Source organism: Pseudochrobactrum sp. XF203 (assembly GCF_020341615.1).
Lineage (GTDB): Bacteria > Pseudomonadota > Alphaproteobacteria > Rhizobiales > Rhizobiaceae > Pseudochrobactrum > Pseudochrobactrum saccharolyticum.
In genome coordinates, this window is the sequence record NZ_CP084392.1 from 474,144 (window position 1) to 498,423 (window position 24,280).

The 24,280-nt window shown below is 53.9% G+C and carries 23 protein-coding genes; 11 read left to right on the top strand and 12 right to left on the bottom strand.

The window, feature by feature from the left end; all coding sequences use genetic code 11:
• The first annotated feature begins 38 nt into the window (after positions 1–38).
• The 7 genes from LDL70_RS02035 to LDL70_RS02065 all read left to right on the top strand — a co-directional run bounded on the left by LDL70_RS02035 (position 39) and on the right by LDL70_RS02065 (position 7,518).
• Complete coding sequence (locus LDL70_RS02035) at positions 39–1,550, top strand: ABC transporter substrate-binding protein (RefSeq protein ID WP_225686490.1); 1,512 nt, start codon at positions 39–41, stop codon at positions 1,548–1,550.
• A gap of 179 nt (positions 1,551–1,729) precedes the next feature.
• The gene (locus LDL70_RS02040; RefSeq protein WP_022709497.1) at positions 1,730–2,734 is read left to right on the top strand and encodes an ABC transporter permease; all 1,005 of its coding nucleotides are present in this window, start codon (positions 1,730–1,732) and stop codon (positions 2,732–2,734) included.
• Between the two features lie 5 nt (positions 2,735–2,739).
• Positions 2,740–3,594, top strand: coding sequence for an ABC transporter permease (locus tag LDL70_RS02045; protein WP_225686492.1), 855 nt, complete (start codon positions 2,740–2,742; stop codon positions 3,592–3,594).
• Positions 3,595–3,647: 53 nt separating this feature from the next.
• Positions 3,648–4,007, top strand: coding sequence for a RidA family protein (locus tag LDL70_RS02050; RefSeq protein ID WP_022709499.1), 360 nt, complete (start codon positions 3,648–3,650; stop codon positions 4,005–4,007).
• 40 nt (positions 4,008–4,047) lie between these two features.
• Positions 4,048–4,410: a Rid family hydrolase gene (locus LDL70_RS02055; RefSeq protein ID WP_022709500.1), complete on the top strand. Its 363-nt coding sequence runs from the start codon at positions 4,048–4,050 to the stop codon at positions 4,408–4,410.
• A gap of 28 nt (positions 4,411–4,438) precedes the next feature.
• The gene (locus LDL70_RS02060; RefSeq protein WP_225686494.1) at positions 4,439–6,202 is read left to right on the top strand and encodes an ABC transporter ATP-binding protein; all 1,764 of its coding nucleotides are present in this window, start codon (positions 4,439–4,441) and stop codon (positions 6,200–6,202) included.
• 107 nt (positions 6,203–6,309) lie between these two features.
• The gene (locus LDL70_RS02065) at positions 6,310–7,518 is read left to right on the top strand and encodes a cyanate transporter (protein ID WP_225686504.1); all 1,209 of its coding nucleotides are present in this window, start codon (positions 6,310–6,312) and stop codon (positions 7,516–7,518) included.
• Between the two features lie 9 nt (positions 7,519–7,527).
• On the opposite strand, the gene LDL70_RS02070 is transcribed toward LDL70_RS02065, so the two are convergent.
• The 11 genes from LDL70_RS02070 to LDL70_RS02120 form a co-directional block, all read right to left on the bottom strand.
• Entirely contained in the window at positions 7,528–8,211 is a 684-nt protein-coding gene (locus tag LDL70_RS02070; RefSeq protein ID WP_225688317.1) for a phosphoribosyltransferase, read from the bottom strand.
• A complete protein-coding gene (locus LDL70_RS02075) occupies positions 8,198–9,379 on the bottom strand; it encodes a M20 aminoacylase family protein (RefSeq protein ID WP_225686506.1) in 1,182 nt (393 codons plus the stop codon). The genes LDL70_RS02070 and LDL70_RS02075 overlap by 14 nt, the downstream gene beginning before the upstream one ends.
• 70 nt (positions 9,380–9,449) lie before the next feature.
• Positions 9,450–11,270: an adenine deaminase gene (locus LDL70_RS02080; protein WP_225686508.1), complete on the bottom strand. Its 1,821-nt coding sequence runs from the start codon at positions 11,268–11,270 to the stop codon at positions 9,450–9,452.
• On the bottom strand, positions 11,267–12,193 hold the full coding sequence (locus LDL70_RS02085) for a nucleoside hydrolase (protein ID WP_225686515.1): 927 nt from the start codon (positions 12,191–12,193) through the stop codon (positions 11,267–11,269). Before LDL70_RS02085 ends, LDL70_RS02080 begins: the two co-directional genes overlap by 4 nt.
• 8 nt (positions 12,194–12,201) lie before the next feature.
• Entirely contained in the window at positions 12,202–13,224 is a 1,023-nt protein-coding gene (locus LDL70_RS02090; protein ID WP_225686524.1) for an ABC transporter ATP-binding protein, read from the bottom strand.
• Positions 13,217–14,014, bottom strand: coding sequence for an ABC transporter permease (locus tag LDL70_RS02095; protein ID WP_225686525.1), 798 nt, complete (start codon positions 14,012–14,014; stop codon positions 13,217–13,219). The genes LDL70_RS02090 and LDL70_RS02095 overlap by 8 nt, the downstream gene beginning before the upstream one ends.
• The gene (locus tag LDL70_RS02100; protein ID WP_022709509.1) at positions 14,011–14,838 is read right to left on the bottom strand and encodes an ABC transporter permease; all 828 of its coding nucleotides are present in this window, start codon (positions 14,836–14,838) and stop codon (positions 14,011–14,013) included. The genes LDL70_RS02095 and LDL70_RS02100 overlap by 4 nt, the downstream gene beginning before the upstream one ends.
• A gap of 210 nt (positions 14,839–15,048) precedes the next feature.
• Positions 15,049–16,065: a PotD/PotF family extracellular solute-binding protein gene (locus tag LDL70_RS02105; protein WP_225688319.1), complete on the bottom strand. Its 1,017-nt coding sequence runs from the start codon at positions 16,063–16,065 to the stop codon at positions 15,049–15,051.
• Between the two features lie 109 nt (positions 16,066–16,174).
• Entirely contained in the window at positions 16,175–17,230 is a 1,056-nt protein-coding gene (locus tag LDL70_RS02110) for a LacI family DNA-binding transcriptional regulator (RefSeq protein WP_225686527.1), read from the bottom strand.
• 101 nt (positions 17,231–17,331) lie between these two features.
• Positions 17,332–18,465: a sterol desaturase family protein gene (locus LDL70_RS02115; protein WP_225686529.1), complete on the bottom strand. Its 1,134-nt coding sequence runs from the start codon at positions 18,463–18,465 to the stop codon at positions 17,332–17,334.
• The gene (locus LDL70_RS02120; RefSeq protein WP_225686531.1) at positions 18,462–19,082 is read right to left on the bottom strand and encodes a phosphatase PAP2 family protein; all 621 of its coding nucleotides are present in this window, start codon (positions 19,080–19,082) and stop codon (positions 18,462–18,464) included. Before LDL70_RS02120 ends, LDL70_RS02115 begins: the two co-directional genes overlap by 4 nt.
• A 164-nt stretch (positions 19,083–19,246) precedes the next feature.
• Between LDL70_RS02120 and LDL70_RS02125 the strand changes: the two genes are divergently transcribed.
• From LDL70_RS02125 to LDL70_RS02140, 4 genes are read left to right on the top strand one after another with little or no spacing between them, the layout of a single operon-like run.
• Positions 19,247–20,281, top strand: coding sequence for a 3-oxoacyl-[acyl-carrier-protein] synthase III C-terminal domain-containing protein (locus LDL70_RS02125; protein ID WP_225686533.1), 1,035 nt, complete (start codon positions 19,247–19,249; stop codon positions 20,279–20,281).
• A complete protein-coding gene (locus LDL70_RS02130; RefSeq protein WP_225686535.1) occupies positions 20,281–21,258 on the top strand; it encodes an NAD(P)-dependent oxidoreductase in 978 nt (325 codons plus the stop codon). The genes LDL70_RS02125 and LDL70_RS02130 overlap by 1 nt, the downstream gene beginning before the upstream one ends.
• Positions 21,242–22,102, top strand: coding sequence for an MBL fold metallo-hydrolase (locus LDL70_RS02135; protein WP_225686537.1), 861 nt, complete (start codon positions 21,242–21,244; stop codon positions 22,100–22,102). The genes LDL70_RS02130 and LDL70_RS02135 overlap by 17 nt, the downstream gene beginning before the upstream one ends.
• Positions 22,099–23,373, top strand: coding sequence for a F390 synthetase-related protein (locus LDL70_RS02140; protein WP_225686539.1), 1,275 nt, complete (start codon positions 22,099–22,101; stop codon positions 23,371–23,373). The genes LDL70_RS02135 and LDL70_RS02140 overlap by 4 nt, the downstream gene beginning before the upstream one ends.
• Positions 23,374–23,405: 32 nt before the next feature.
• On the opposite strand, the gene LDL70_RS02145 is transcribed toward LDL70_RS02140, so the two are convergent.
• Positions 23,406–24,218, bottom strand: coding sequence for an arginase family protein (locus LDL70_RS02145; protein WP_225686541.1), 813 nt, complete (start codon positions 24,216–24,218; stop codon positions 23,406–23,408).
• Between the last annotated feature and the right edge of the window lie 62 nt (positions 24,219–24,280).

Sequence of the window (24,280 nt, forward strand, 5' to 3'; positions counted from 1 at the left end):
CTTCTTGTCACGCATGACATAAAAAGAGGAGGGGAAAGATGATTAAGGGAATTAAAAAGGCCCTGCTGCTGGGTGCTGCACTGGCTGTCAGTGTTGCGGGATCACCGGCACAGGCTCAGAAGTCTGATCAGATCACTGTTGCGATTACCGAAGGTGTGACGGGTTATAATCCCTATGCGGATTCCGTTGTGCTGATCGGCTCGATCTGGTGTCAGATTTATGGCTGCCTGACGCGCTGGGATTTTGAACAGGCAAAATTCGTTCCGTTTCTGGCAGAGAGTCTTGAGCCTGAAGATGACCTGAACTGGATTCTGACATTACGGCCGGATCAGAAGCGTCATAACGGCGATCCGGTTGTCATTGCAGATGTGATCCATTCGATGGAGCGCGCGCGGAACGACCCGCAGAGCATGTCGCAGGCCTCTGTCCAGTATATTAAAAATGTTGAAGCGCTTGATGATCTGCGTATGCGGATTACAACAACGCAAAAAATCTCCACACTGCCGAATTATCTGGCATTCATGCAGATCACATCCAAATCCATCTATGACAAATACGGCGCGCAGGAGGCTGATCGTCAGCATCCGATTGGTGCAGGCCCGTATAAATTGGTGGAAGTCGGTATCGGCAGCCATATTGTGATTGAGCGCGTGGATGGCCATCCGATGGTCAGTGAGACAAATCCGAAGCGCATTCTTTACCGGATGATGACCGAGCCGGAACAGCGTGTGACCGCGCTGGCCAATGGCGAGGTGCAGATCGCGCAGGTAATTCCGCCGCAGCTCATTAACCGCGTGCAGCAGATGTCGAACGCGACAGTTGAAATGGTCGATTCCGCAGAAGCTATGTTCATTGCCATGAGCCCTGAGACCAAACCATGGGATGATGCACGGGTACGTAAAGCGGTATGTCATGCAATCAATCGTGAGGGTATTGCCCGCGCTATTCTCGGTAATCAGGCAACCTTACTGAACGGACCGGTCGGTGCAGGCCAGCTTGGCTATGACGCGGATTACAAAACGCCGTTTGATTATAATCCGGAAAAAGCAAAGAGCTTGCTGGCAGAGGCCGGTGCAACCGGTGCTGCGGTTGATCTTTACACGCCGGTAGGACGCTATATTGCAGACCGCCAGATCACAGAAGCGATTATTCCGATGCTGGAAGAGGCGGGCTTTAAAGCAACGCTGAAGACACCGGAATGGGCAACTCTGTGGACGAATGTACAGCGCGGCGACACACCATTCTATTATATGGGGCGCGGCAATATGCTGGATCCGTCCCCTGCGCTGGCGCAATATTTTGAAACCGGTGCATCACCGCGTCTGAAATATTCCAATGCGGAAGTCGATAAATTGCTGCAGGCCGAGCGTGAAGAATTTGACTTCACCAAACGGGTCTCCATGCTGAATAAAGCCATGGTGACAATCACGGAAGACGCTCCGGCTTGTTTCCTCTGGCTGCACCGTCTGGCATGGGGTGTTTCCAAAAGCATCGATTTCAAACCGAGCAAAGCCGACCGCGTGAACGGCTGGGAAATCCACCTGCGCTGATTTCCGATGCGGATTTTCTGAAACCGGATAAGGGACATTCCTGTCCGGTTTCAGGAGCCGGCCGATCCGGTTGCACTGATCAGACTATGTACCCGTCTTTTTAATATTGCGTATGCCGCAGCCGGAAGTTTGCTTCCGCTTCGCCGTGGCATGCTCCGGTCAATTCCCGAGGATTTTCCATGTTGGGCTATACGCTGAAGCGCGTGTTGGGCACAATTCCTGTGCTCTTCATGGTGACACTTTTGATTTTTGTACTGATAAAACTCGCACCCGGCGATCCTGTGGATATGCTGGTCAGCGATGAGGTAACTGAAGAGATCCGGCAGAATATCCGTATTGCCTGGGGGCTCGATCAGCCTGTCTATATTCAGTATCTGACCTTTATCAAGAATGCACTGATGGGAGATCTGGGAGAATCCTTCCGCTATCGCGAACCTGTCATGGATCTCATTTTACAGCGTTTGCCAGCCAGTATTGAGCTTGCCATTTATTCCACACTGCTTGCCGTCATTCTGGGGCTGCCGCTTGGTGTCTGGGCTGCCAGCAAGCCGAATTCCTTTGTCGATACGATCGGCTCAATCGGCGGTTTTTTCGGCATCAGCCTGCCAAATTTCTGGCTTGGTATTCTCCTGATCCTGCTCTTCGCTGGCATGTTCAATCTCCTGCCATCGGGAGGGCGTGCAACATGGGGCATGGATGTTCCGGCTATTACAGGCTTCCTGACAATCGATGCACTGCTTGCAGGGCGCTGGGATGCGCTTTGGGATGCAGTGCGACATCTGACATTGCCGGTTATCGTATTGGGCACCAATATGGCGGGCATTATTATGCAGATTACCCGTGCATCCGTGCTGGAAAATCTGCAGGAAGATTACGTCATGACCGCCCGCGCCAAAGGTATGTCGGCACGTGTCGTTTTGTGGCGCCATGCTTTCCGCAATGCTTTGATTTCCGTTGTCACCATCATCGGACTTGAATTCGGCACACTCATCAGCGGTGCGATCATTGTTGAGACGGTCTTCTCGTGGCCCGGCATCGGCTATCTGCTGCTACAGGGCATAACCTTCCGCGATTTTCCGCTGATTACCGGCCTTGTCCTCGTCTACACCTCGCTTTTCGTTTTCATTAATCTCGTGATTGACATGATTTACACGATTGTCGATCCGCGTATCCGTCTGAGGTAACACCGATGACTTTCCGCTACAGTACAGAAAAACTCACAGAGATTGTCAGAACTCCGAAAGCTGTTTTCGGGCTGGGTGTTGTCAGCCTGTTGTTGATCGCCAGCCTCTTTGCCCCTTTGCTGGCACCGTTTGACCCGAATAAGCAGGATCTGATGCTGGCTTTGATGCCGCCGCAACCGACCGGCCCGCATTTTCTCGGAACGGATCATGTCGGACGGGATCTGTTAAGCCGCATCATTTACGGCTCGCGCGTTTCGCTGATTATTGCCGTTGCCGTGGTTATTTTCTCCGGTCTGGTTGGCGTCACACTCGGCGTGGTTTCCGGCTATTACGGCGGTCGTGTTGACTCTGTCATTCAGAAATTTCTGGAGGTCGTCTGGGCTTTCCCGCCCTTGCTGCTGGCGATTTCCATTGTCGCGTTTCTTGGCCAGAGCCTTGGCATTCTGATAATCGCGCTCGCCTCACAACGCTGGATTCCCTATTGTCGTCTGGCACGCGCTGAGGCGCTGAGCTTGCGCGAACGGGATTTTGTTGTTGCCGCACGGTCTCTCGGTGCGCGGGACGGTCACATCCTGTGGAAACATATTCTGCCTAATCTCATTCAGTCATCCCTGATTGTCGGTACTTTCGCCATGGCGACAGCGATTATTGCTGAATCAAGCCTCAGTTTTCTGGGGCTGGGTGTACCTGCATCAACGCCGACATGGGGCGGAATGCTGGCAGATGCCCGCTCTTACATCAGCACATCCTGGTGGATGGCATTTTTCCCGGGCCTTTGCATCTTCACCACAGTTTTGGCGATCAACCTGCTTGGTGATGTTCTCAGGACGCATTTTGATCCTCGTCTGAGTACGAGATGATCTGAACTTCGTTATCCAAAAATTCTGCAACTTAAAAAGAAGGAACAACTACTTTGGTCGAACGTATTGAAATCTCAAAGACTGATGGCGCTCTGAAAAGCATGGCCGTTGTTCATAATGATATGGTGTTTTTGTCCGGTGTGCATGCAACCGACACAAGCGGCGATATTAAAGAGCAGACGAGAGAAGTGCTGCAGAAGATCGACCGGCTTCTGGAAACCGCAGGCTCCGATCACAAATCCATTTTCGTTGTTCATATCTGGCTGAAAGACATGCGCTATTTCGGTGCCATGAATTCTGTGTGGAATGAATGGGCTGACCCTGCCAACCCGCCGGCACGTACCTGCGTCAGCGGAGAACTCTACCGTTCTGATGTGCTCGTGGAAGCTGTTGTGATTGCTTATCGCAGCTGAAACGCAGACCGAACTCAAGCCTTAAGAACTGGAGAACCCTATGGAACTGAGAGAGCTTGGCCGGATCGACGGAGCAGGGCATCAGCCGAGAATATGTCTCGGAAAAGCATCCGACAAACTGGCTTCGGTCTGTTTGACCGCACCGGATAAAGGGGGAGATGTCAAAGACCAGTCTTTGCAGATCCTGAATATCATTGATGACTATTTTCAGAGTGTCGGATCATCGCGCAAAGACATTTTGATGGTGCAGGTCTGGCTGTTTGATATCAGCGAATATGACGCTTTTTGCGAAGTGTGGAATGACTGGATTGATCCTGAAGGTGTTCCGGCATTGTCGGTCGTAACGGGACATGCGGCACGGCGTGACTGCGCCGTGGAAATTCGCGCTTACGCCGCTTGCTGAGACCATAAAAGCCTGTTTGCCGGAGATTATGATGACCGAAAAATTGCTCGAAATTTCTGACCTCGCTGTAAAGTTTAAGGGCATGGATGCCGCAACTTTTGCAGTGAAAGGCATAGACCTTGCCATCGGGCGCGGGGAGATCGTGGCGCTGGTCGGTGAGTCCGGCTCCGGCAAATCGGTAACGGCCAAGTCGGTGATGCGGCTGGTCGGATTTATGGGCGGCACAATCACCGGCGGGCAGGCATTGCTCTATGACAAAGCGGGGCAGAGCGTTGATCTCTACGCGATGGATGAAAAGCAGGTGCAGGCGCTGCGTGGTGATCGGATTGCCATGATCTTTCAGGAGCCGATGACTTCGCTCAATCCGGTTCTGACGATTGAGGCGCAACTGGCTGAGGTTGTTATCAAGCACCGGCAGGTGAGCAAGGCTGAAGCGGCGCGTCTTGCATTGGAGGCGCTTAATCAGGTGCGCATTCCGGAAGCAGAGCGACGGTTGAAACAATATCCCCATGAGCTGTCAGGCGGTATGCGCCAGCGTGTGATGATTGCCATGGCCATTTTGTGCAAGCCGGATTTGCTGATTGCTGATGAGCCGACGACTGCACTGGATGTGACTGTGCAGGCGGAAATTCTGGCTCTGCTAAAAACTATTCAGCAGGAAACCGGCATGGCCATTCTGCTGATTACCCATGATATGGGTATCGTGGCCGAGATCGCCGACAAGGTTGTGGTGATGCTGAACGGAGCAATTGTTGAAAGGGGGGAGGTTCACGCTGTTTTCAACAATCCGCAGCATGAATATACCCGCCGTTTGCTGGATGCCGCGCCTAAACTTGGCGAAATGCGCGGTAATGATGCCATTGCCGTTGAGAATACATCGGATGCTGTACTGAGTGTGCGCAACCTCGTGACACGGTTTTCGGTGCGTCAGGGCATGTTTCAGCGCGTTGTTGCCAATGTTCATGCAGTGGAGAATGTCTCCTTCGAATTGCGGGAAAAAGAAACCTTGTCACTGGTTGGCGAAAGCGGTTGCGGCAAATCCACGACCGGCAAAGCAATCATGCAACTGATACAGGCCAATAGCGGTGAAATCTGGCTGCAGGGACGTAAACTGGGAGACATGAATGCCTCGGATATGCGCGAAACACGCAAGCGTATCCAGATGGTTTTTCAGGATCCATATGCATCTTTGAACCCGCGTATGACAGTTGCGCAGATTGTTGCGGAACCGTTGCATATTCATGGTATGGGAACTGCCGCTGAAATACAGGCACGGGTTTTGCAATTGCTGGACAGGGTGGGGCTGACAAAAGCACAGGCTGACCGCTACCCGCATCAGTTTTCCGGTGGTCAGCGGCAGCGTATCTGCATTGCCCGCGCACTGGCTCTGAACCCGAAAGTCATTATCGCCGATGAGCCGGTTTCCGCTCTGGATGTGTCCATTCAGGCGCAAATTCTGGACTTGCTGGAGGAAATTCAGGAGGAATATGCCATTTCCATCCTTTTCATTTCCCATGATATGGCGGTGGTTGAAAAAGTCAGCGATCGCATCGCGGTCATGTATCTGGGGGAGATTATCGAGATCGGCCCGCGTGATGCTGTCTTGAGTTCACCTGCACATCCTTATACGCGGCGCTTGCTGGATGCGGTGCCGATTGTGCATCCGGAGAAGCGTCGTGAGCGCAAACTTTTGTCCCGTGAACTCAAAAGCCCGATCCGTCCGGTCGGCTATCAGCATGAAGCAATTCCTCTGAAGAGCGTCGGCTTTGAACATTACGCGCGTATCAGCTGACATATAAGACAAGATTCCGGTAAAGCAGGCAGTTTTTCAGGGCGCTATGAGCGGGGTGCGTAGCTGCCTGCTTCACTATGCCTGCAGGCAAAACGATCAGGAGAAAGATGAATATGAAGGAGGGCAGAAATTATATTTTCCTGATGGCTGTTATTGTTGTGGCGCTTAATCTCCGGCCCTTTATTGCGGCTATCGGCCCTCTCGCAGAAGATATCAGTCACGCAACCGGACTGAGCCATCACGGTATGGCGCTGCTGACACTGATACCTATGGCGCTGATGGGTTGCGTGGCATTTGCCGGCCCCGCATTGTTACGCACGGGTGAGATGCGCGGCATTCTTCTTGCGGCACTGACCTGTATCACTGTCGGTACTTTGATGCGGCTGACTGTAACCACAGGGCCTGCATTACTGATGACCGCAGCAATTATCGGCCTTGGCGTTGCGGCGGTGCAGGCTCTCTTTCCTGCAATTATCAAGCAGCGTTTTCCTGAGTGTTTTGCCAATATTATGGGGCTTTATTCCGCTATGCTACTGGCAGGCGGCGCGCTTGGTGCGCAATTGTCACCTGTTATTGTGCAGCTGACCGGAACATGGCAGGCAGGCTTCGGTTATTTTGCAATTTTGGGACTTCTTGCAACTGTTCTGGTCTGGGCGGTACTCCCCGCTTCAACCACAGTTCAGGCCGGTAAAAGCCTGACAAAATTATTCTCCCGTCCGCGGACATGGTTGCTGATGATTGCATTCGGGCTGGTGAATGGCGGTTATTCATCCGTCATAGCCTGGCTTGCGCCTTATTATCAGGAAGCGGGGTGGAGTGTTACGGCGAGCGGTAGTCTGCTTGCCGTCATGGCACTGTGTCAGGCTGTTTCCGCGCTGATTATGCCTGCTTTGGCGCAGGGCAACAGCAGGGATCGCAGACCATGGCTGTGGCTGGCGCTGGCGATGCAGTTTACAGGATTTGCCGGTTTTGCTTTTGCACCAGCAAGCGCTCCGTTTCTTTATGTTGCGCTTGTCGGTGCGGGACTGGGAGGCTGTTTTTCACTGCTGCTGGTGGTGGCTCTGGAGCATATTCCTGACCCGTTACAGGCCGGAGCGCTTTCCGCAGTCATGCAGGGCGGAGGCTTTTTGCTGGCAGCTCTGCCGCCTTTGATTGTTTCCGTGCTGCATGAGCAGACCGGAAGTTTTGCTGCTGGCTGGAAATGGCACATGGTCAGCATTGCTATTGCAGCAATCCTGACCAGGCGTCTTGATCCTGAAACTTACAGTCCGGCTATGTTGTTGCTGACTGAGCCTGTGAATGCATCTGACCTGTAAACGGCCTTGTCAGGCGGCGATTGTCCAACTGCCGTTTTCGCCATGCTTCAGCATCGGTGTGGTGAAGCAGCCGCGTGTCATCTCTGCAAATTCAGTGCCGAGTTGCTCAAGCGGGGCACGCCAGCGCTGGGTTTGCAGCATAGCCGCACCGATAACAACCGGCTTAAGCGCACGGGAGTTCAGCAGATTGAGCGCAGCCACAATCGACGTACCGCTGGAAATCACATCATCCACCAGAGCAATGCGGCGGCCGTCGAGCAGTGGTAGCATACGCGGGTCGATATAGAGCCGCTTGATCTGATCCGGTGTGGTGATGGAAGACAGCGGTACCGACAGTTCTTCCTCATACCAGAATTTGCGCGAGGTGCCCAAAGGCACATAGCGGCTGTGGCCGAGTTTACGTGCCACTTCACTGGCAAGGGTCAGACCCAGTGTCGGCAGGCCGACAATCACATCCGGCTCAAAAACCTTGAGTTTAGCGGCCAGATCATCAGACAAAGCATCAACCACATCAAAAGCAGCCTGATTGACGATCAGCGATGCCAGCGCGTGCTGTTTATCCGAGAGCGGGCGGATTGGCAGTTGCAGCTGCCGGCCGTCATCCAGCGTTGCCGGAAAGAAGGTTTCATGCATGCCCTGCACATCAAATGTTTCAGGCGCATAGAGTTTTTGCCAGAATTCATGCGGTTGCATCATGGTCTCCCGACAATTCCTGCTCCACAAGGCGCGTCCAGAAGCGCACGCCATGTTCAATAGCGTCGTCATTGAAGTCATAGGCGGTATTGTGGTGCAGGGCACCGTCTACAGCAGGACCGTTGCCGAGCCAGACATAGCAACCCGGAGCTTCACCGGCGAAGAAGGCGAAATCATCGCCCGCAGTGGAAGGCGGGAAGCTGGTGCGCACTTTGCTGCCAAACACATCCTGTGCTGCACGTAATGCGCGGGCTGTGGCATCGGCATTGTTGACGACCGGCGGGATGCGGCGAATGAAGTCATATTCGGCAATAATGCCATACATCATCGCAGTACCCTGTGCGAGGCGGCCGATTTCCTGCTCAAGCTGGTCACGAACATGCGGGGTATAAGCACGGGCCGTGCCGCCGATTTCCACAATATCCGGAATAACATTAAGCGCCTTCGGATCACCGGCCTGCAATGAACAAGCGCTGACGACAGCCGGTTGCAGCGGGTCAATCACGCGACCAATAATCGTCTGTAATGAAGCGATGAAAGTTGCGGCTGCCGTGACCGGATCTTTGCCGAGATGCGGCTTGGCACCATGGGTGCCGGTGCCGCGGAACGTCACACGCCAGCTGTCAGAAGAGGCAAGCTGGGGGCCTTCAACCACAGCGATTTCATCAGGATCAAGACCCGGCATATTATGCAGGCCATAGACCGCATCGCACGGAAACAGGTTGAACAGACCTTCTTCCACCATGCGCTTGGCGCCACCGCGCCCTTCTTCTGCAGGCTGGAAGATGAAATGCACCGTGCCGGAGAAGTTACGGCTTTTGGCCAGAGCGCGGGCTGCACCCAGCAAAAGTGTGGTGTGACCATCATGGCCGCAGGCATGCATTTTACCGGCGAATTTTGATTTATAAGGACGATCTGCCATTTCCGGCATGGCCAGCGCATCCATATCGGCGCGTAGACCAATGGTACGGGTACCGTTACCGATCTGCAAAGTACCGACCACGCCTGTGCCGCCAAGACCGCGATGAATAGTGATACCTGCCTCTTCCAGAAGTTTGGCAACAATATCCGAGGTGCGCTCTTCTTCAAAACCGAGTTCAGGATGCGCATGCAGATCGCGGCGCAGCTCGGTCAGAAAAGCAATATCGTCGAGGATAGGGTCAGTCATAGGTATTACTCTGTCACTAAAGCATGTCGCAGCTAAATGGACTCATTTAGCGTTCGCGAACATGCGACAATTAAGAAAAACTAGGGCGAGCGCCATGAGTGAGATTAAACGCGACACGCTCTAGCAAGATAGGGGAGGCCAGCACTTGTCCGGTTTTAACATCGGCAATGCCCTGATCAGTCTGGTGCGGGCCGGCATTGCAGGCTAGTGTTGCACCAAAACAGGCTTTGAAAATGAGATAAGGTGGCTGCCAGTCAACCACATCATCCATCGCTGTGCGCAAAGCTGCAAATTGCGCGGCGACATTGGCCAGCGATGCCTCAGACACGAGACCGGAGACAGGCAGCGGCAGCAGGGCGGTGACTTTGCCGTTCAGCGCAACAGCCATACCGCCACCGGCCGTAATCACGGCATTGGCTGCGAGTGCCATATCTTCTTCATTGCCGCCAAAGACTGTGAGATTATGGCTGTCATGGGAAACTGTAGTGGCGAAAGCACCGCGCCAGCTGCCCCATTCACGCAGAAAGCCAACGCGCGGTTTCGCTGCTGCGCGGCCATGGCGATGGGCAACGGCAATCATGGTTGCACCTTGCGGCGGCACAACAAAACCATTGGTGACGACCGTTTCCGCTTGTCCCCATTGGGTAAAGCGCGGGCGATCAATAGTTGCCACAACAACACGCTTGGCATCGCTGCGAATGCGGAAATCATCGGCGCTTAAAGCACCGATCTTCATGGATTGCAGGAAATCACCGGCGCTGGTGTTGGTGAGCTTTTGTGCGAGAATGCCATTTTCAGCAGCTACGGTACCATTGGTCAGCACGGTTTGTGCGGTGAAGTCAGACAGGTTGTCGAAGATCACAATATCCGCACGGCGACCTGCTGCAATCAGCCCCAGATCATCACGGCCAAAGCGACGTGCTGCGTTGAGCGTTGCCGCCTGCAAAGCCCATTCCGGTTTCATGCCATAGCGTACCAATCGGCGTACCACATCATCCAGACCACCGGCATTGAGCAGATCGTCGGGGAACACATCGTCCGTGCAGAGGGTAACAGTCTGCGGCAGATGGCCGAGGCGGTTCAGTTCCTGCACAAATTCCGGCAACAGATGGTCATGGGAGCCACGCATCTCAATGGTGAGACCGGCACGCAGTTTTTCCATCAGGTCTTGGCCGGAAACCAGTTCATGATCGGAGGTCACACCCGCTGCCATAAAGGCCGCGAGATCAGAGCCGGTAAGGCTGCGTGCATGGCCGCAAACCGGCTTGCCCGCTGCCAGCCCCGCATGGACAATGGCACTCATGCGCGGTTCGCCGTCAATGACATTGCGCATGGTCATGACCTCGGCAATACCGCCGATTTCAGGCCGCGCCAGCAGATTGTTCAGCACATCAGCGTCAAAATCTGCACCGGCCAGTTCCAGCCCCGGTGCGGACGGCACACAGGAAGGTGCCAGCATAATCGTGCGCAGCGGCAGATCACGGGTCGCAGCAATTGCCCAGTCAACACCGGCTACGCCATGTACATTGCCGAATTCATGCGGGTCCCAGACAATGGTTGTTACACCACGCGGCACCACAGCATTGGCATAGGTGGCAGGGGTGATCATCGAGCTTTCAATATGCATATGCGTATCGATCAGACCGGGCGTGATATAACCGCCTTTGGCATCAATGATTTTGGCCGCATCTTTGCGGCTGTCCGGTGCATGAACGGAGGCAATCAGAGCGCCGGTGATGCCGATATCGGCACGGCGATGTTCGCCGGTCACCATATCAATGACGGTGCCGTTGATAATCAGGCTGTCAAAAGCTTCTGCACCACGAGCCGCTGCTGCTGCTCTAAGGCGAAGTTCAGGAGAACTCAGATCAAAGGGTTCTGCATGTGTCATGATTTGGCTGCCTCTGTTCTGAGGGCATCGAGAATAATGCCGAGAATGGCTTCCGCATCGCCGTCAGCTGCATAGGCGGCGTTGAATGTGGCATGGCTGGAGCGTGTTTCCACCACGGTGCGGCCGCGTGTCAGCGAGCCGCAAAGTTCCGCACCAATGAACGCCCTGTCAAAACGCACCAGATGTGACTGCGCAAAAGCCACGGCTGCCGCCGGATCATAGAGCGCCATGGCTGTGCGGCCGCGCGAGATCGCAATATTGATAAAGCCGCCGGTCATATCGGCGATTAAAGCGGCATTGGCACCACCGGCTGCGCGGATCGGATGCACATCATCCGGCGTGGCGAGAATTTTACGGCAGAAATCAAGCTCCACCATTTTCAGCGGCAGCTCATGGGTAAGCACAATCGCCAGTGCTTCCGGATCGGCCAGAGCGTTAAACTCGGCTGAGGCCGTGTGATTGCCTTTACCAACGCCGCCGCCCATCCAGACCAGCTCGTCAATCCGTGTTGCCAGATCAGGGCGTGCCAGTGCCAGTGCGGCAATATTGGTGAGGGGCCCAAGTGCAAGAACGCGCTTGGTGCCGCAGGTATTTTCCAGCCAGTTGCACAGGGCGGTGAAGGCACAGCCCTGTGTATTATCTTCACAGACAGGTAAGTTCAGGCCGAGTGTCGGAATGCCGGTTTCGCCGAGAATTCCGGCGGCAGTTTCAATCTCCGCCAGAACCGGTTTGTGCCGCCCGCGATAGATCGGAAAATCCCAGCCGAAAACCTGTGTTGCGCCTGCCGCATTGCGGCAGACCTGACCAAGCTCCGTATTTCCGAAAATGAGAGACACACCGTCGATTTCAAGACCCAGATGTTTCACCACCAGAATGGCGGCGATATCATCAAAGCCCATATCCGTATCAATCCAGACACCCATGCTGCAATTTACTCCCGTTCCAGAATTGCCGCCTGATCAAGTGGCAGATCAAAGGCAACCTCATCGCCCAGTGCATAGGCAGGCAGAGCGGCATCAACATCGGCTTTGACTGAGCCGAATGGTGTTTCCAGCACATATTCACGGGTATTACCCGCAAATGCCGCGCCGCGCACAATACCTTTGAGCGGGCCGGTACCAAGCGTGACGATCTTCGGGCGGAACGCCAGACCGGCAGCTTTCGGCAGTGGCGCATTGAGCGGCACTTCAGCAGTTTCGGAATAGAGTTTGCCGTCGCGAATTGCATAGACATTCTCGAAGCCGACAAAGTCAGCCACAAAGCGCGATGCCGGATGATTATAGATTTCTTCCGGTGTGCCGATCTGTTCAATAGCACCGGCACGCATCACCACGATACGGTCAGCGAGCGCCAGAGCTTCTGCCTGATCGTGAGTCACGAAGATCATGGTCACGCCGGTTTCCTGCTGCACGCGCTGCAATTCGGTGCGCATGTCGAGACGCAGACGCGCATCCAGATTGGACAGCGGCTCATCGAGCAGCAGCACTTTCGGTTCCATCACCATCGAGCGGGCAAGGGCAACACGCTGCTGCTGACCACCGGACAATTCCGGCGGCTTACGGTCAGCGAATTTGGCCAGACCAACGGACTTCAGGCCGCTTTCAACCTTCTGGCGCAGTTCATCACCCTTGATGCCTTTAAGCTTGAGGCCGAAGGCAACATTGTCAAATACGGTGAGGTGCGGGAACAGCGCATAGGACTGAAACACCAGCCCGATTTCACGCTTATTGGCGGCAACACGGGTAATGTCTTTGTCGTCCAGACGGATGGTGCCGCCTGCCACATCCATCAGGCCTGCAATCGCACGCATGGTGGTGGTTTTGCCGCAGCCCGAAGGGCCGAGCAGCGCCAGCAACTCACCTTTATTGATTGTGAGATTGAGCTTATCCACGGCCGTGGTGTTGCCATAACGCAGTGTCAGCTGGTCGAGAGTAAGAAAGGCATGATCAGACATAGCGGGAGAATCCTAGGAAACGTTCTGCGAGAAGGACAATGCCCATGGACAGAAAAGCAAGCAGAGAGGAGAGGGCGGCGATGGAAGGGTCAAAAACGATTTCCATATAGCCCAGCATATCAATTGGCAGGGTGCGCACACCGGGGCCGGAGAGGAACAGCGACACCGGCACCTGATTGAAGCTGGTGACAAAACCGAGAATAAAAGCGGAAAGAATACCGCCGCGGATATTCGGCATTACCACGCGGAAGAACGCACCGGCGCGCGAGCAACCGAGCAGCACAGCCGCTTCTTCCATATCGGAGCGCAGATTGTTGAGACTGGCAGACACCACGCGCACTGCGTAAGGCAGCACCAGCGCCGTATGCGCCAGAAACAGCGCCAGCGTGATGGACATACCAACCGGCACCACGAAATAACGCAGCAGTGCTAAGCCGACGATGATGCCCGGCACGATGATCGGCGAGGATACGATTGTGCGCACGGTTTCAGAAAACGGCATGTCATAGCGTGCCATCGCATAGGCTGCCGGTACACCGAGTGCCAAAGCCACCAGAGTGCCGCCGACCGCCAGAACCATGGAGGTGACGAAGCTCTGCTGGAAACTCTCGATGGTAAAGACCTTATAGACCCATTTCAGCGAGAAGCCCTGCGGCGGGAATGCCAGTGTGTCACCGGCCGAGAAAGAGGCGGCAACGATGATGAGGAACGGGCCGATCAGAAAGACAATGACGAGCCAGAGAACCAGATTGGCCGGATTAATCAGCCGTGAAAGCAAATTCGAGTTCATTTTTTGCCCTTCACTGTCGCAATACGCTTCAGAAGAATATTAGCGGCAAAGCTCATCACGACGAGAATGAGTGCGATAACGCTGGCCGCAGCAAAATTATTGGATACGGTTACGTGCTGATAGAGTAGTGTTTCCAGCATCAGAACCTTGGAGCCACCAAGAATGGCCGGCGTGATATAGGCGGTGAGCGAACCGGTGAAGACCAGTGTGCCGCCAACAACCAGACCTTCTTTGGTCAGCGGCAGAATGATTTTCCAGAAAACGGTAAACCAGCTGGCACCGAGCACGCGGGCTGCAGGCACCACATCTTTGGGCAGGTTTTCCAGCGCACTGATCAGTGAGATTACCATCAGCGGCAAAAACAGCTGCAACAGACCGATGAAAATCGCGGTTTCGGTGAACAGAATACGCAACGGTGCATCGCTTAAGCCCACAGCCTGCAAGGCCTGATTGATAATACCGGTGCGGCCGAGAATAACGATCCACGCATAGGTACGGGCAACCGGTGAGATCATCATCGGCAGCATGATCAGACCGATCATCCGGCCTTTGGAATTGGCAGGCAGGCCGACAATCGCCCATGCGGTGGCATAGCCGATAATCGCGGCGACAACGGTGACTTCCAGCCCCAGCCGCAAGGTGCGCCAGAACACAGTACGGTTCATCGGCTCGGAGAAGAAATCAATCCATGGGGCAATTGTCCATCCTTCTGTCGATCTGAAACCTTCAGACAGCAGAAGAATGACAGGGACGAGGAAGACAAGTGCCGCGAAAAGCGCTGCCGGCAAGGCCAGCCACATGGCTTCGGTGCGGTTGTTGAACATAAGCTTTCCTATAAGACAGGTGGCCTACACCATAATTCCTTAAATTTGAAACAATTTAAGGAATTATGGTGTAAATATAATGTGTTAGAGCGACCTTTGTGCGCCCGAGAGGGCGCCCGGCGCTCTAGCCGGGAATGGGGGCATAGATCAAAAAAGAAAGCTGCCCGTGAACTGAAAATGTTACGGGCAGCTGCTGTTATTTGGGCCGGATTACTGGCCGATTTTGGCGTTCCATTCTTTCAGCCATGTGTCACGGTTATCGAGAACGACATCGGACGGAATGAGCTGAAGGCTTTTAGCGGTTTCTTCGCCAATGGTGAGGTTACCGGCAATTTCGTCAGAAACCTTGACTTCTTTATTGGCAGGGCTGTCGACCAGCTTTTCAGCAATTTTGGTCTGAATTTCAGTGGAGAGCCAGAAATCCATGAATTCCAGAGCCAGATCGCGGTTCTTGGAATCCTTGGCAACGACCATCACATTCATGCCGCCGGTCTGGCCTTCTTTCGGTGTTGCCCAGCCGAGCGGCAGGTCAAGCTTGGTGAAAGGCGCCCAGGAGAAGCGGCCGATTGGCGCTGCCCAGATTTCTTCCTGCTGCATCAGCTGCACGAGCTGCGAGGATTTGACGTAGAAAGTCACGATATCGTCGGATTTTTCACCAACCGCAGCAATGGCGTTTTTCAGATCAGCTTCATTATGGCCGAGGGATTTTTCCAGCATGTACAGCGCTGTCGGGCCCTGATTGGTGGTCACATTCGGGAAAGCAATATGCGGTGCATATTCAGGCTTCAGCAGATCTGCCCAGGATTCGATTTTCATCTTGTCGGTGCGGTAGACGATGGATGTCGCGTAGAAGGTGTAGCCAACGCTCATGCCGTCTTTGTTCGGGTCTTTGGCAATGTCGTAGAGCTTGTCAAAGTTGGACAACTTGGCTGTGTCGATCTTGTCGATCAGACCGGCACGGGAGGCTTGCAGCGCATCCGCCATGGAAACAACAGCCATATCCACAACTGGGCTGGCTTTGTTGGCTTCCATTTTAGCCAGACGCTCTACGCTGTTGCCGGTTTCAACAACCAGTTTGCAGCCGCATTTTTCTTCAAACGGCTTGTAGAGGATTTCTTTGAAGTCATCCTGCGCAAAAGCGTAAACCGAGATGGTCAGGGTCTTGTCAGCGGCATAAGACGCTGTGGTCAGAAGCGCCATGGTGGATGCGGCGATGAGTTTCTTCAGCACTTTTAAAGTCCTTTTGCGGAGTTGGAGCATTTCCAGAAAAAGTGGGAACCGGTTTTTCGTCCGGATAATGCGATAAGAACAAAGAGACAGAGCATTTCTGATGTTTTCATTGATACTGGAAATGCTCTGATGAGTGATCGAACAGAATAGAACGGCATGTTTGGCGGGCAATCAGTGTCATCGGCACACGGGATGTGCCGAAGGTCGGCACCGGTCCTTTGCGATTTTCACTTTTGCTCTCAATAGCTTGCACCAGTGAGGCAATGGCAATCTCACCGATGCGCGGCAAATCCATGCGCACGGTGGAAAGTGCAGGCGTAATGCCTGACGCCCAGAACAGGTCATCAAAACCAATAACACTGACATCATCCGGCACGCGGTACCCGCTGTGATAAAGCTCGGTCATCGCGCGCAGGGCATGCACATCAGACACGGCAGCAATGGCCGTTGTACCGGATGCAATTTTCTCATTCAGGCCGAGATGGGCACCTTTGCCGAATTCAGCCTCGTGATGTTCGATCCACAGAACATCAATTTCTGTTTGTTTGCCTAATCCTGCACGAATACCGCCTAAGCGGTCATTCTGCACGATAGAGGCCGGATTTTTACCGATCAGCAGCACTTTACGGTGTCCGCCGGATAGCAGATGCTGGCCGACCAGCTCGCCGCCCTGCCAGTGATCCGCCGCAACCGTATTGCCTGGTGTTGAAGGGCTGTCGATCACCGCGACAGGAATATCCAGATCCGCAATGCGGGTGCCAAGGCGCGGTACGATCACCAGACCATCAACACCATATTCAATCAGACGATTAATTGCCTCAGTCTGCAGGCTGACATCGCCGCGCGAGTCCGCAATCAGAATACCATAACCGGCAGCCGCAGCCGCTGCTTCAATCGCCTGTGCAATCTGCGGAAACAGCGGATTGGCAATATCCGGCAATACCAGACCCAGAACGCTGTTGCGTCCTGTGCGTAAAGCCCGCCCTGTATGGCTCGGGACATAACCCATCTGGGCAGCTTTGGTTTTAATACGGGAGATAAGACTGGCCGATACGCGTCCTTTGCCGGACAAGGCATTGGACACCGTTGCAACTGACACGCCAAGAGCCTTAGCGACATCGCTAAGATTGACCGTTTGTTTTGGTTGCAGGGAATCGGACATAAGACGATCTTGATTAAACGATTAATCATCTTTCGATACGGCTTCTTCGCCGGAGAGTCAATGCGACTAAGACGGATGTTTTACCGGATAAGTTGCAGAGATTATTTCAGGGTGTCAGCGCTGTGGATTACGGCAATGCGCCCCCAGCCGAATAACACTGCGGTACTGTGTGCGGCTAAGGCAGCCATAAAAGTCATCCAGAACAGGCCGTGCCATTGAAAATACAGGGCAAAACTGAGCAGCATCAGCCATGTAATCGCAAACCAGCCTAGAACTGCCCATTGTCTGCCCTCGCTGATACCGCCTAAAGCAATAGAGCCGGTTGCGAGGAAAATAAACAACAAAGCCTGTTCTGTGACAGATTGGCTGAGCTGATAGCCATAGAGCCAGATATAGCCGGTCACGAGCGCAAACAGGATGACGGCACCGCTTAGGATAATAAAACCGGAGCTGACAAAATCCGGCGCTTTCTGTTGTTTTTTCTCTCTGCGTGCCTGCAAATATTGGCGGAAAGGCTCATTGCTGGCAATAAACGGGTTCTGAGAAGACTTGTTACCTTTTACGCCATAGGCGAAATCTGTTTCGGGCAGATCCGGACGATAGGTGCCGAACAGCCTGTCCCAGAACACAAAACTTCCTGCATAATTCGAGTCTGAATAGGCTCTGTCATCCACATGATGGATGCGGTGATGCGCCGGTGTGACCAGAATATACTCCAGAAAACCAAGCCTTGGTGTGAGAGCGCTATGGTTCATCAACTGAATGGCATAATGCAGCACCGAAACCGTGATGAAGACGGATAGCGGAACGCCCAGCAGTGCCATGGGAATAAAGAAAGGAATGGAGGCGAGGGAGGAATACCATGAATTGCGCACGGCCAGCGACAGATTGAAATGCTCTCCCTGATGATGCACCACATGCACGGCCCAGAGCAGCGCGAATTTATGATGCAGACGATGCAGCCAGTAAAAGCAGAAATCCCACATCAGAATAGCAAACAGCCACAGCCAGACCGGCGGCCAGTCCGACACAATATTCAGGCTGAAATTCGCAACGATAAAACCATAACAGGCAAGTTCCAGACCACGAAACAGCCAGAGCATCAGATGGCCGGAATTCAGGTTGAACACCACATCATGCCAGTCGACTTTTTCCTTACCCGTTTTGCTCAGGATAATCATTTCACTAAGCACAAGGATAATCAGCAGAAAAATCGGAAAGGTAATAGCGATCATGTGGCGCGCCTCACAGCCATTTCCGCTCTGATATTCAGCACCCGCTGCGTGAGCAGGCCTGTGCAGATAGCCAGAGCCGCGCCGCCGAGCAGGTCTACGAATTGGTGGCGATGTAATTGCAGAATAGACACTGTAATCGCTGCGCCCCACAGCGCTATAACGGTACTGCGCAGAATATGCGTTCTTTGCCAAAGCGCGCAGACTGCCAGTATTGTGAGCGTCACATGCAGGGATGGCAGGCAGTTCTGCAATGAATCATATTGGATCAGTAATTTCAGAACCGAGGCGCTGAATGTATCCTGTGTAACCGGCGGAAACTGCATTGTTGTCGGCCAGAAAGTGAAAATGATCCCTGCGCCTAAGGCAGAAAGCTGCATGGATCTCGCCAGCCAGATCAGCCGTGTTTGCGGGCAAAACAGATATGCCAGCGCCACCAGCGGGAAAAATGACAAGTATAGCCAGATAGCATTCGGGTCGAAATCAAACCACAGATCAATCGCTGACGGTTGCAGCATGATGGCCGATGCCTGATCCTGACTGCTGGTCAGGCTGTAAATCAGCCCGACAGCACCCCAGCCGGTCAGCATAGCCCAAAGGCGCAAATACAGCGAATTCATCCGGTCTCCCGCTCATTTCCCGTCTGCGAAACATGGTCTTTCGCTGAAACACAGACCCGTTAAATAGCCTGACTTTGCCGTCATTGTCACTAAACTCCGTTATAAAACGTCTCTTGACGGAGACCGGCTATCATGCGACCCCGTTAAGGAACACCATAATTTAAATGCGAGTATCAATGGCCATCGTTGAAAATGGTGCGGGAAATCCCGGATTGAAACCAGGGTTGAAAATCGCAGGAACCGGCGCTTATCTGCCTGAAAAATGTGTTCTCTCCACGGAAATTGATGCGATGCTGGACTGGCCGTCCGGTACTGTGGAAAACCGCTTTGGCCTCAATGCCCGCTATGTGGCGCAAGGTGCGGAAACCAGTTCTTTCATGGCTGAGCAGGCCGCATTGCAGGCACTGGATGCTGCCGGTATTGCGCCGCAGGAGCTTGATCTTATCCTTGGCGCCTGCGGGGTTATGGAGCAGGTTATTCCTTCAACCGCTACACTGGTTCAGCACCGGCTGGGTTTGGGAAAATCCGGTATTGCAGCTTATGATGTGAATGCAACCTGTCTCAGTTTTATTCAGGCGCTTGATCTTGCCGCTATGAAAATTCAATTGGGGCTTGCCCGCAATGTACTGATCTTTTCCGCAGATATTGCTTCAGTCGGTCTGGACTGGAATGAACCGGATGTTGCCGCCATTTTTGGCGATGGTGCAGCAGCCGTTGTGCTGACAGCCGACGGCGAAGGTCTGCTTGCCAGCCGATTTGAAACCTATTCGGAAGGGCGCGATGCCTGTGTTCTCGCCGGTGGCGGCACGCGGATATCAGCCGCGGTTGATCCGGCGGCGGCAGCGGATGCCTCTTATTTCCGCATGAACGGGCAGGCAGCTTTCCGCGTAACGGCGCGTTATCTGCCACGGTTTTTGAAGCGTTTATTCGCGCAAGGTGCGCTGAATATTGCGGATATTGACTGTATCATTCCCCATCAGGCGAGCGGCCCGTCACTGACACACGGACTGGCACGGATCGGACTTCATCCGGATAAGGTTATCCAGACATTTTCGCGTTTCGGCAATCAGATCGCCACGTCCATTCCGATGGCACTCCATATGGCGGTGACGGAACAACGGCTTAAGCGCAATGATCTGGTTTTGCTTGCCGGTACTTCGGCAGGGATTTCCATCGGCGGAACAATATTGCGGTATTAATGGCAAAGATACTTGTGACAGGGGCAACAGGATGCCTCGGCAACGCTCTGGCAAAATATCTGTCTGCGCAGGGACATCAGGTTCTGGCACAGGGGCGTGATGCGCGTGCCGGTCAATTGCTGCAAGCGCACGGGATTGAGTTTATCTCTTTTGACCTGCGCGCCAATTATCCGGCGCAAGCCTTTCAGCAGGTTGATATTGTCTTTCATTGCGCCGCTCTTTCAACAGCTTGGGGCAAAGCGGAAGATTTTCAGGCGATCAATGTAACCGCGACACAGCACTTGCTGGATGCTGCACGCAAAGCGGATGTGGCGCGGTTTGTCTTCGCATCTTCACCGAGTATTTATGCCAACGGAGAAGACCGGTTTAATCTGGCGGAAGATGCGGAATTGCCTGCAAATTTCCCCAGTCATTATGCCCGCACCAAATATGAAGCGGAATGTCTGGTGCTTGCCGCAGACCGGCAGGGAGCTATGCGCACCAGTGCCTTGCGTCCCAGAGCGATTTACGGCACCGGTGACCGCTCGCTGATGCCGCGTTTACTGCAGGCAATCCGCCGCGGGCGGGTGCCGATGATCGGCGGCGGGCAAAGCCGGATCGATATTACTCATGTGTCGGACGCAGCACAGGCTATGGCGTTGGCCGGTTTCAGTGAAAATGCCTGCGGTGAGGTTTTCAATATCACGTCCGGCAAGGCTTACAGTTTCTCGGAATTGCTTGCAGCAGTCTGTGCATTAAACGGTGCTCATCCGCGTGAAATTCATATTTCCTATGGTAATGCCATGCGGCTGGCCAAAGGGCTGGAATTTTTGCATCGCATTTTCGCACCTGACCGCGAGCCGGTGCTGACCTGTCAGGCAGTGGCCTCGCTCGGTCGCAGTCTCACACTGGATATCAGTAAAGCACAGGAAAAACTGGGATACAGGCCGGCCGTGGCGATTGAGGACGGGATTAAAGATTATGCCGGCAATCTCTGAAACCATTCTGGATTTTACAGCTTTTCATGTCGGCTATTGCAGCGGGCCGCTGGCGATGACGCAGCGCGGTGCATCGTGGCGCATCGGGCGCTTTCCTGCCGGTATTGCAGTGCTGCGTCATCCGGTGCGCGGCACTATTCTGTTTGATACGGGGTACGGTAGGCTGTTCGAAGAGGCAACGACACCTTTCCCCGAGCGGATTTATCGCTGGCTGACACCCGTTACCTTTGATGCTGATGACAGCCTGCCAAAACAGTTGCAAAAGCGTGGCATTGCTCAACCGGATCTTGTTTTTCTTTCGCATCTTCATGCCGATCATGTGTCGGGCCTGTTCGATCTGCCTGCAATGCCGCCGGTGATAACATCGCGTCAGGCGATTGAGAAACTCGCCGCACCCCGTTTTGCGACTTTACAGGCGGGATGTCCGGCGCTCATCCGCGATAAGCTACAGTCTCTTAATTTGCAGGCCGTCGAGTCATTGCCTTGCGTCAGTCTTGCAACTTACGGGCTTGAGGCTTTCGGCAATGGTTATGACCTTCTGGGCGATCAGTCGGCGCTGGTTGTGGAACTTCCGGGGCATGGCTTCGGTCAGACAGGTTTGTTTCTGCCTGCCACAACACAAGGCGCAATTTTTCTGGTGGCGGACGCGATCTGGAGCCTTGAAGCACTGAGACAAAACCGGTTGCCGCCGGATATGACTTTACGCCGTCTTGGCGACCGCAATGCTTTTATCGAGACCTTTGCAAAGCTGCGCGCATTTCATCTGGCCAATCCGCAGGTGCGGATTATGGCCTCGCATTGCATGGAAGCCTATCCTCTGAACAGTTGCGAGAAGAGAGGATGAACCCGCTTACCGTCTTTCTCCGTGCCCGATATGGCAAAGGTTTTGCATCCCGTGAGGCGATTTCGCAGCATCAGCAAAAGGCGTTTCAGCATTTGCGCCGCAATATCATGCCGCGCTCTCCTTTTTATGCGCCTTATGCCGGTAAGCCGTTATCTGACTGGCCGTTGATGAATAAAGCTCTGATGATGGAGCATTTCACCGATATCAATACCGTCGGTATCACGAAGGAAGAAGCACTGCTTGTTGCGCTGACCTCGGAGCAGGAACGTGATTTCGCACCGATGATCCGCAATATTGCTGTGGGGCTTTCCACCGGCACATCAGGACAACGCGGGCTTTTTGCCTCGAACAAGCGTGAGCGGGCATTATGGGCTGCGCTGATGCTGGGGCGTTTTTCACCGTCATTCCTGCAGCGACAGCGTGTGTCTCTGTTTCTGCGCGCCAATAATATGCTCTATGAGCGGCTGGGCAATGCGCTGATCAGTTTTGAATTTTATGATCTGTTACAATCATTTAACAGCCATTTGCAAAGACTGGCGGATCAGCAGCCCACAGTGCTGATCGCACCGGCGCAAATTCTTGGTCTGCTGGCAAAGGCGCAGAAGGAGCGGATAATCAATATCGCCCCGCGCTGTCTTATCTCCGTGGCGGAAGTGCTGTCACCGGAGGACAAAAGCGCGATTGAAGCGGTGTTTGGCGTGCGGGTCGATCAGGTCTATCAATGCACGGAAGGTGTGTTGGGCATGACCTGCCGCGCCGGTAATCTGCATCTTAACGAAGCCTATATGCATATTGAGCGTGATATAATTGATGAAGCCAGCGGCGCATTTGCTCCAATCATCACGGATCTGACGCGCGAGACACAGCCGGTGCTGAAATATCGTCTCGACGATATATTAATCCCCGATAATGAACCTTGTCCGTGCGGTTGCGTCAGTCTTCGTCTGAAGCGGATTGAGGGGCGTTGCGATGATATTCTCTATTGGCGCACAGCAGACGGCACATTGCGTATGATCCCGTCTGATCTTATCCGGCAGGCGATGGCAACAGCCAAGACCGGTATCAGCGATTACCGGGCTGTACAGCACGGCCAGAAACTCTTGGAAATATGGCTGGAAGCGGCTGATTATGAACAGGCCTGTGCAGAGGTAGCGCGTAATTTGGCGGAACAGGCTGTGTCAGTGAAAGCGCAATTGCCGGAACTGCGCTTTCATGCAGGTATTCATACGCAATATGATCAGAAGCGGCGGCGCGTCATCGCTAAGCCCTGAGATTGCTTGTGAGCAGCCAGCAGGTTGGATATTTATCCTTTTGTGAATAAAGGAGTGACAATCTCTTTCAGGACGGTCAGCGCTGCGGCATTGGCCTGATCGTCATCCGATGCTTCAAATTCCGCAAGTTCAATCCCTGCAATTTTCTCACGCGGCAGCGCTGCAAATAATGCGCGGAGTTGTTCCGGCAGCAAGCCGTCCTGCACTTTATATGCGGCAGGCACAAAGCCCGGTTCAAGCGCATCCCAGTCAACATGAATCCAGACCGGTGCATCGCCGGTGGCTTTTATAATGGCTTCCGGTGTTACTTCTGATGGCGGAATAACGCGGACACCGGCTTTTTGCAGCAATGCAGCTTCTTCATCATCAATGTCCCGCCCGCCGACAATAATCACCTGTTCCGGCCGCAAGCCGCTGCCTGAGCCGCTGTCCCAGAGGCCGCAGGCCGCAGCAACTACCATGCCGCCAAGATAGCCGGAGCCGGTTGTGGCAGGGGTGTTGAAATCGCCATGGGCATCAATCCATAAAACCACACTGTCCGGTCGTTCGCGGGCAGCCACAGGCAGACTGGCGAGACTTGCTGAACAGGTATTGGCAAGCAACACCGGTATCCGGTTTTGGCGAAGGCTGTTTGCCACAGCATTGCTGATAGCGGTTAATGTGTCATGCGCCTGAGGCAGGCTCTCTGACCAGTCATCCTCTTTGGCCGGTGAAGGTGTTCCGACCGTGGTGACCGTTGCGGGGATGAGCTCCCCAACCATAGCGGCGGTGAGGGCGGCACCGGGAATTGCGCCCAATGTACGGTCGGCAATACGGCCCTGAGAAAGAATGATGTCGAAGGCCATATCCGGTCTCGCTTTTCATGGTAACGGAATTTGCTGTTACGCACTTCTATAAGCGGGATAAA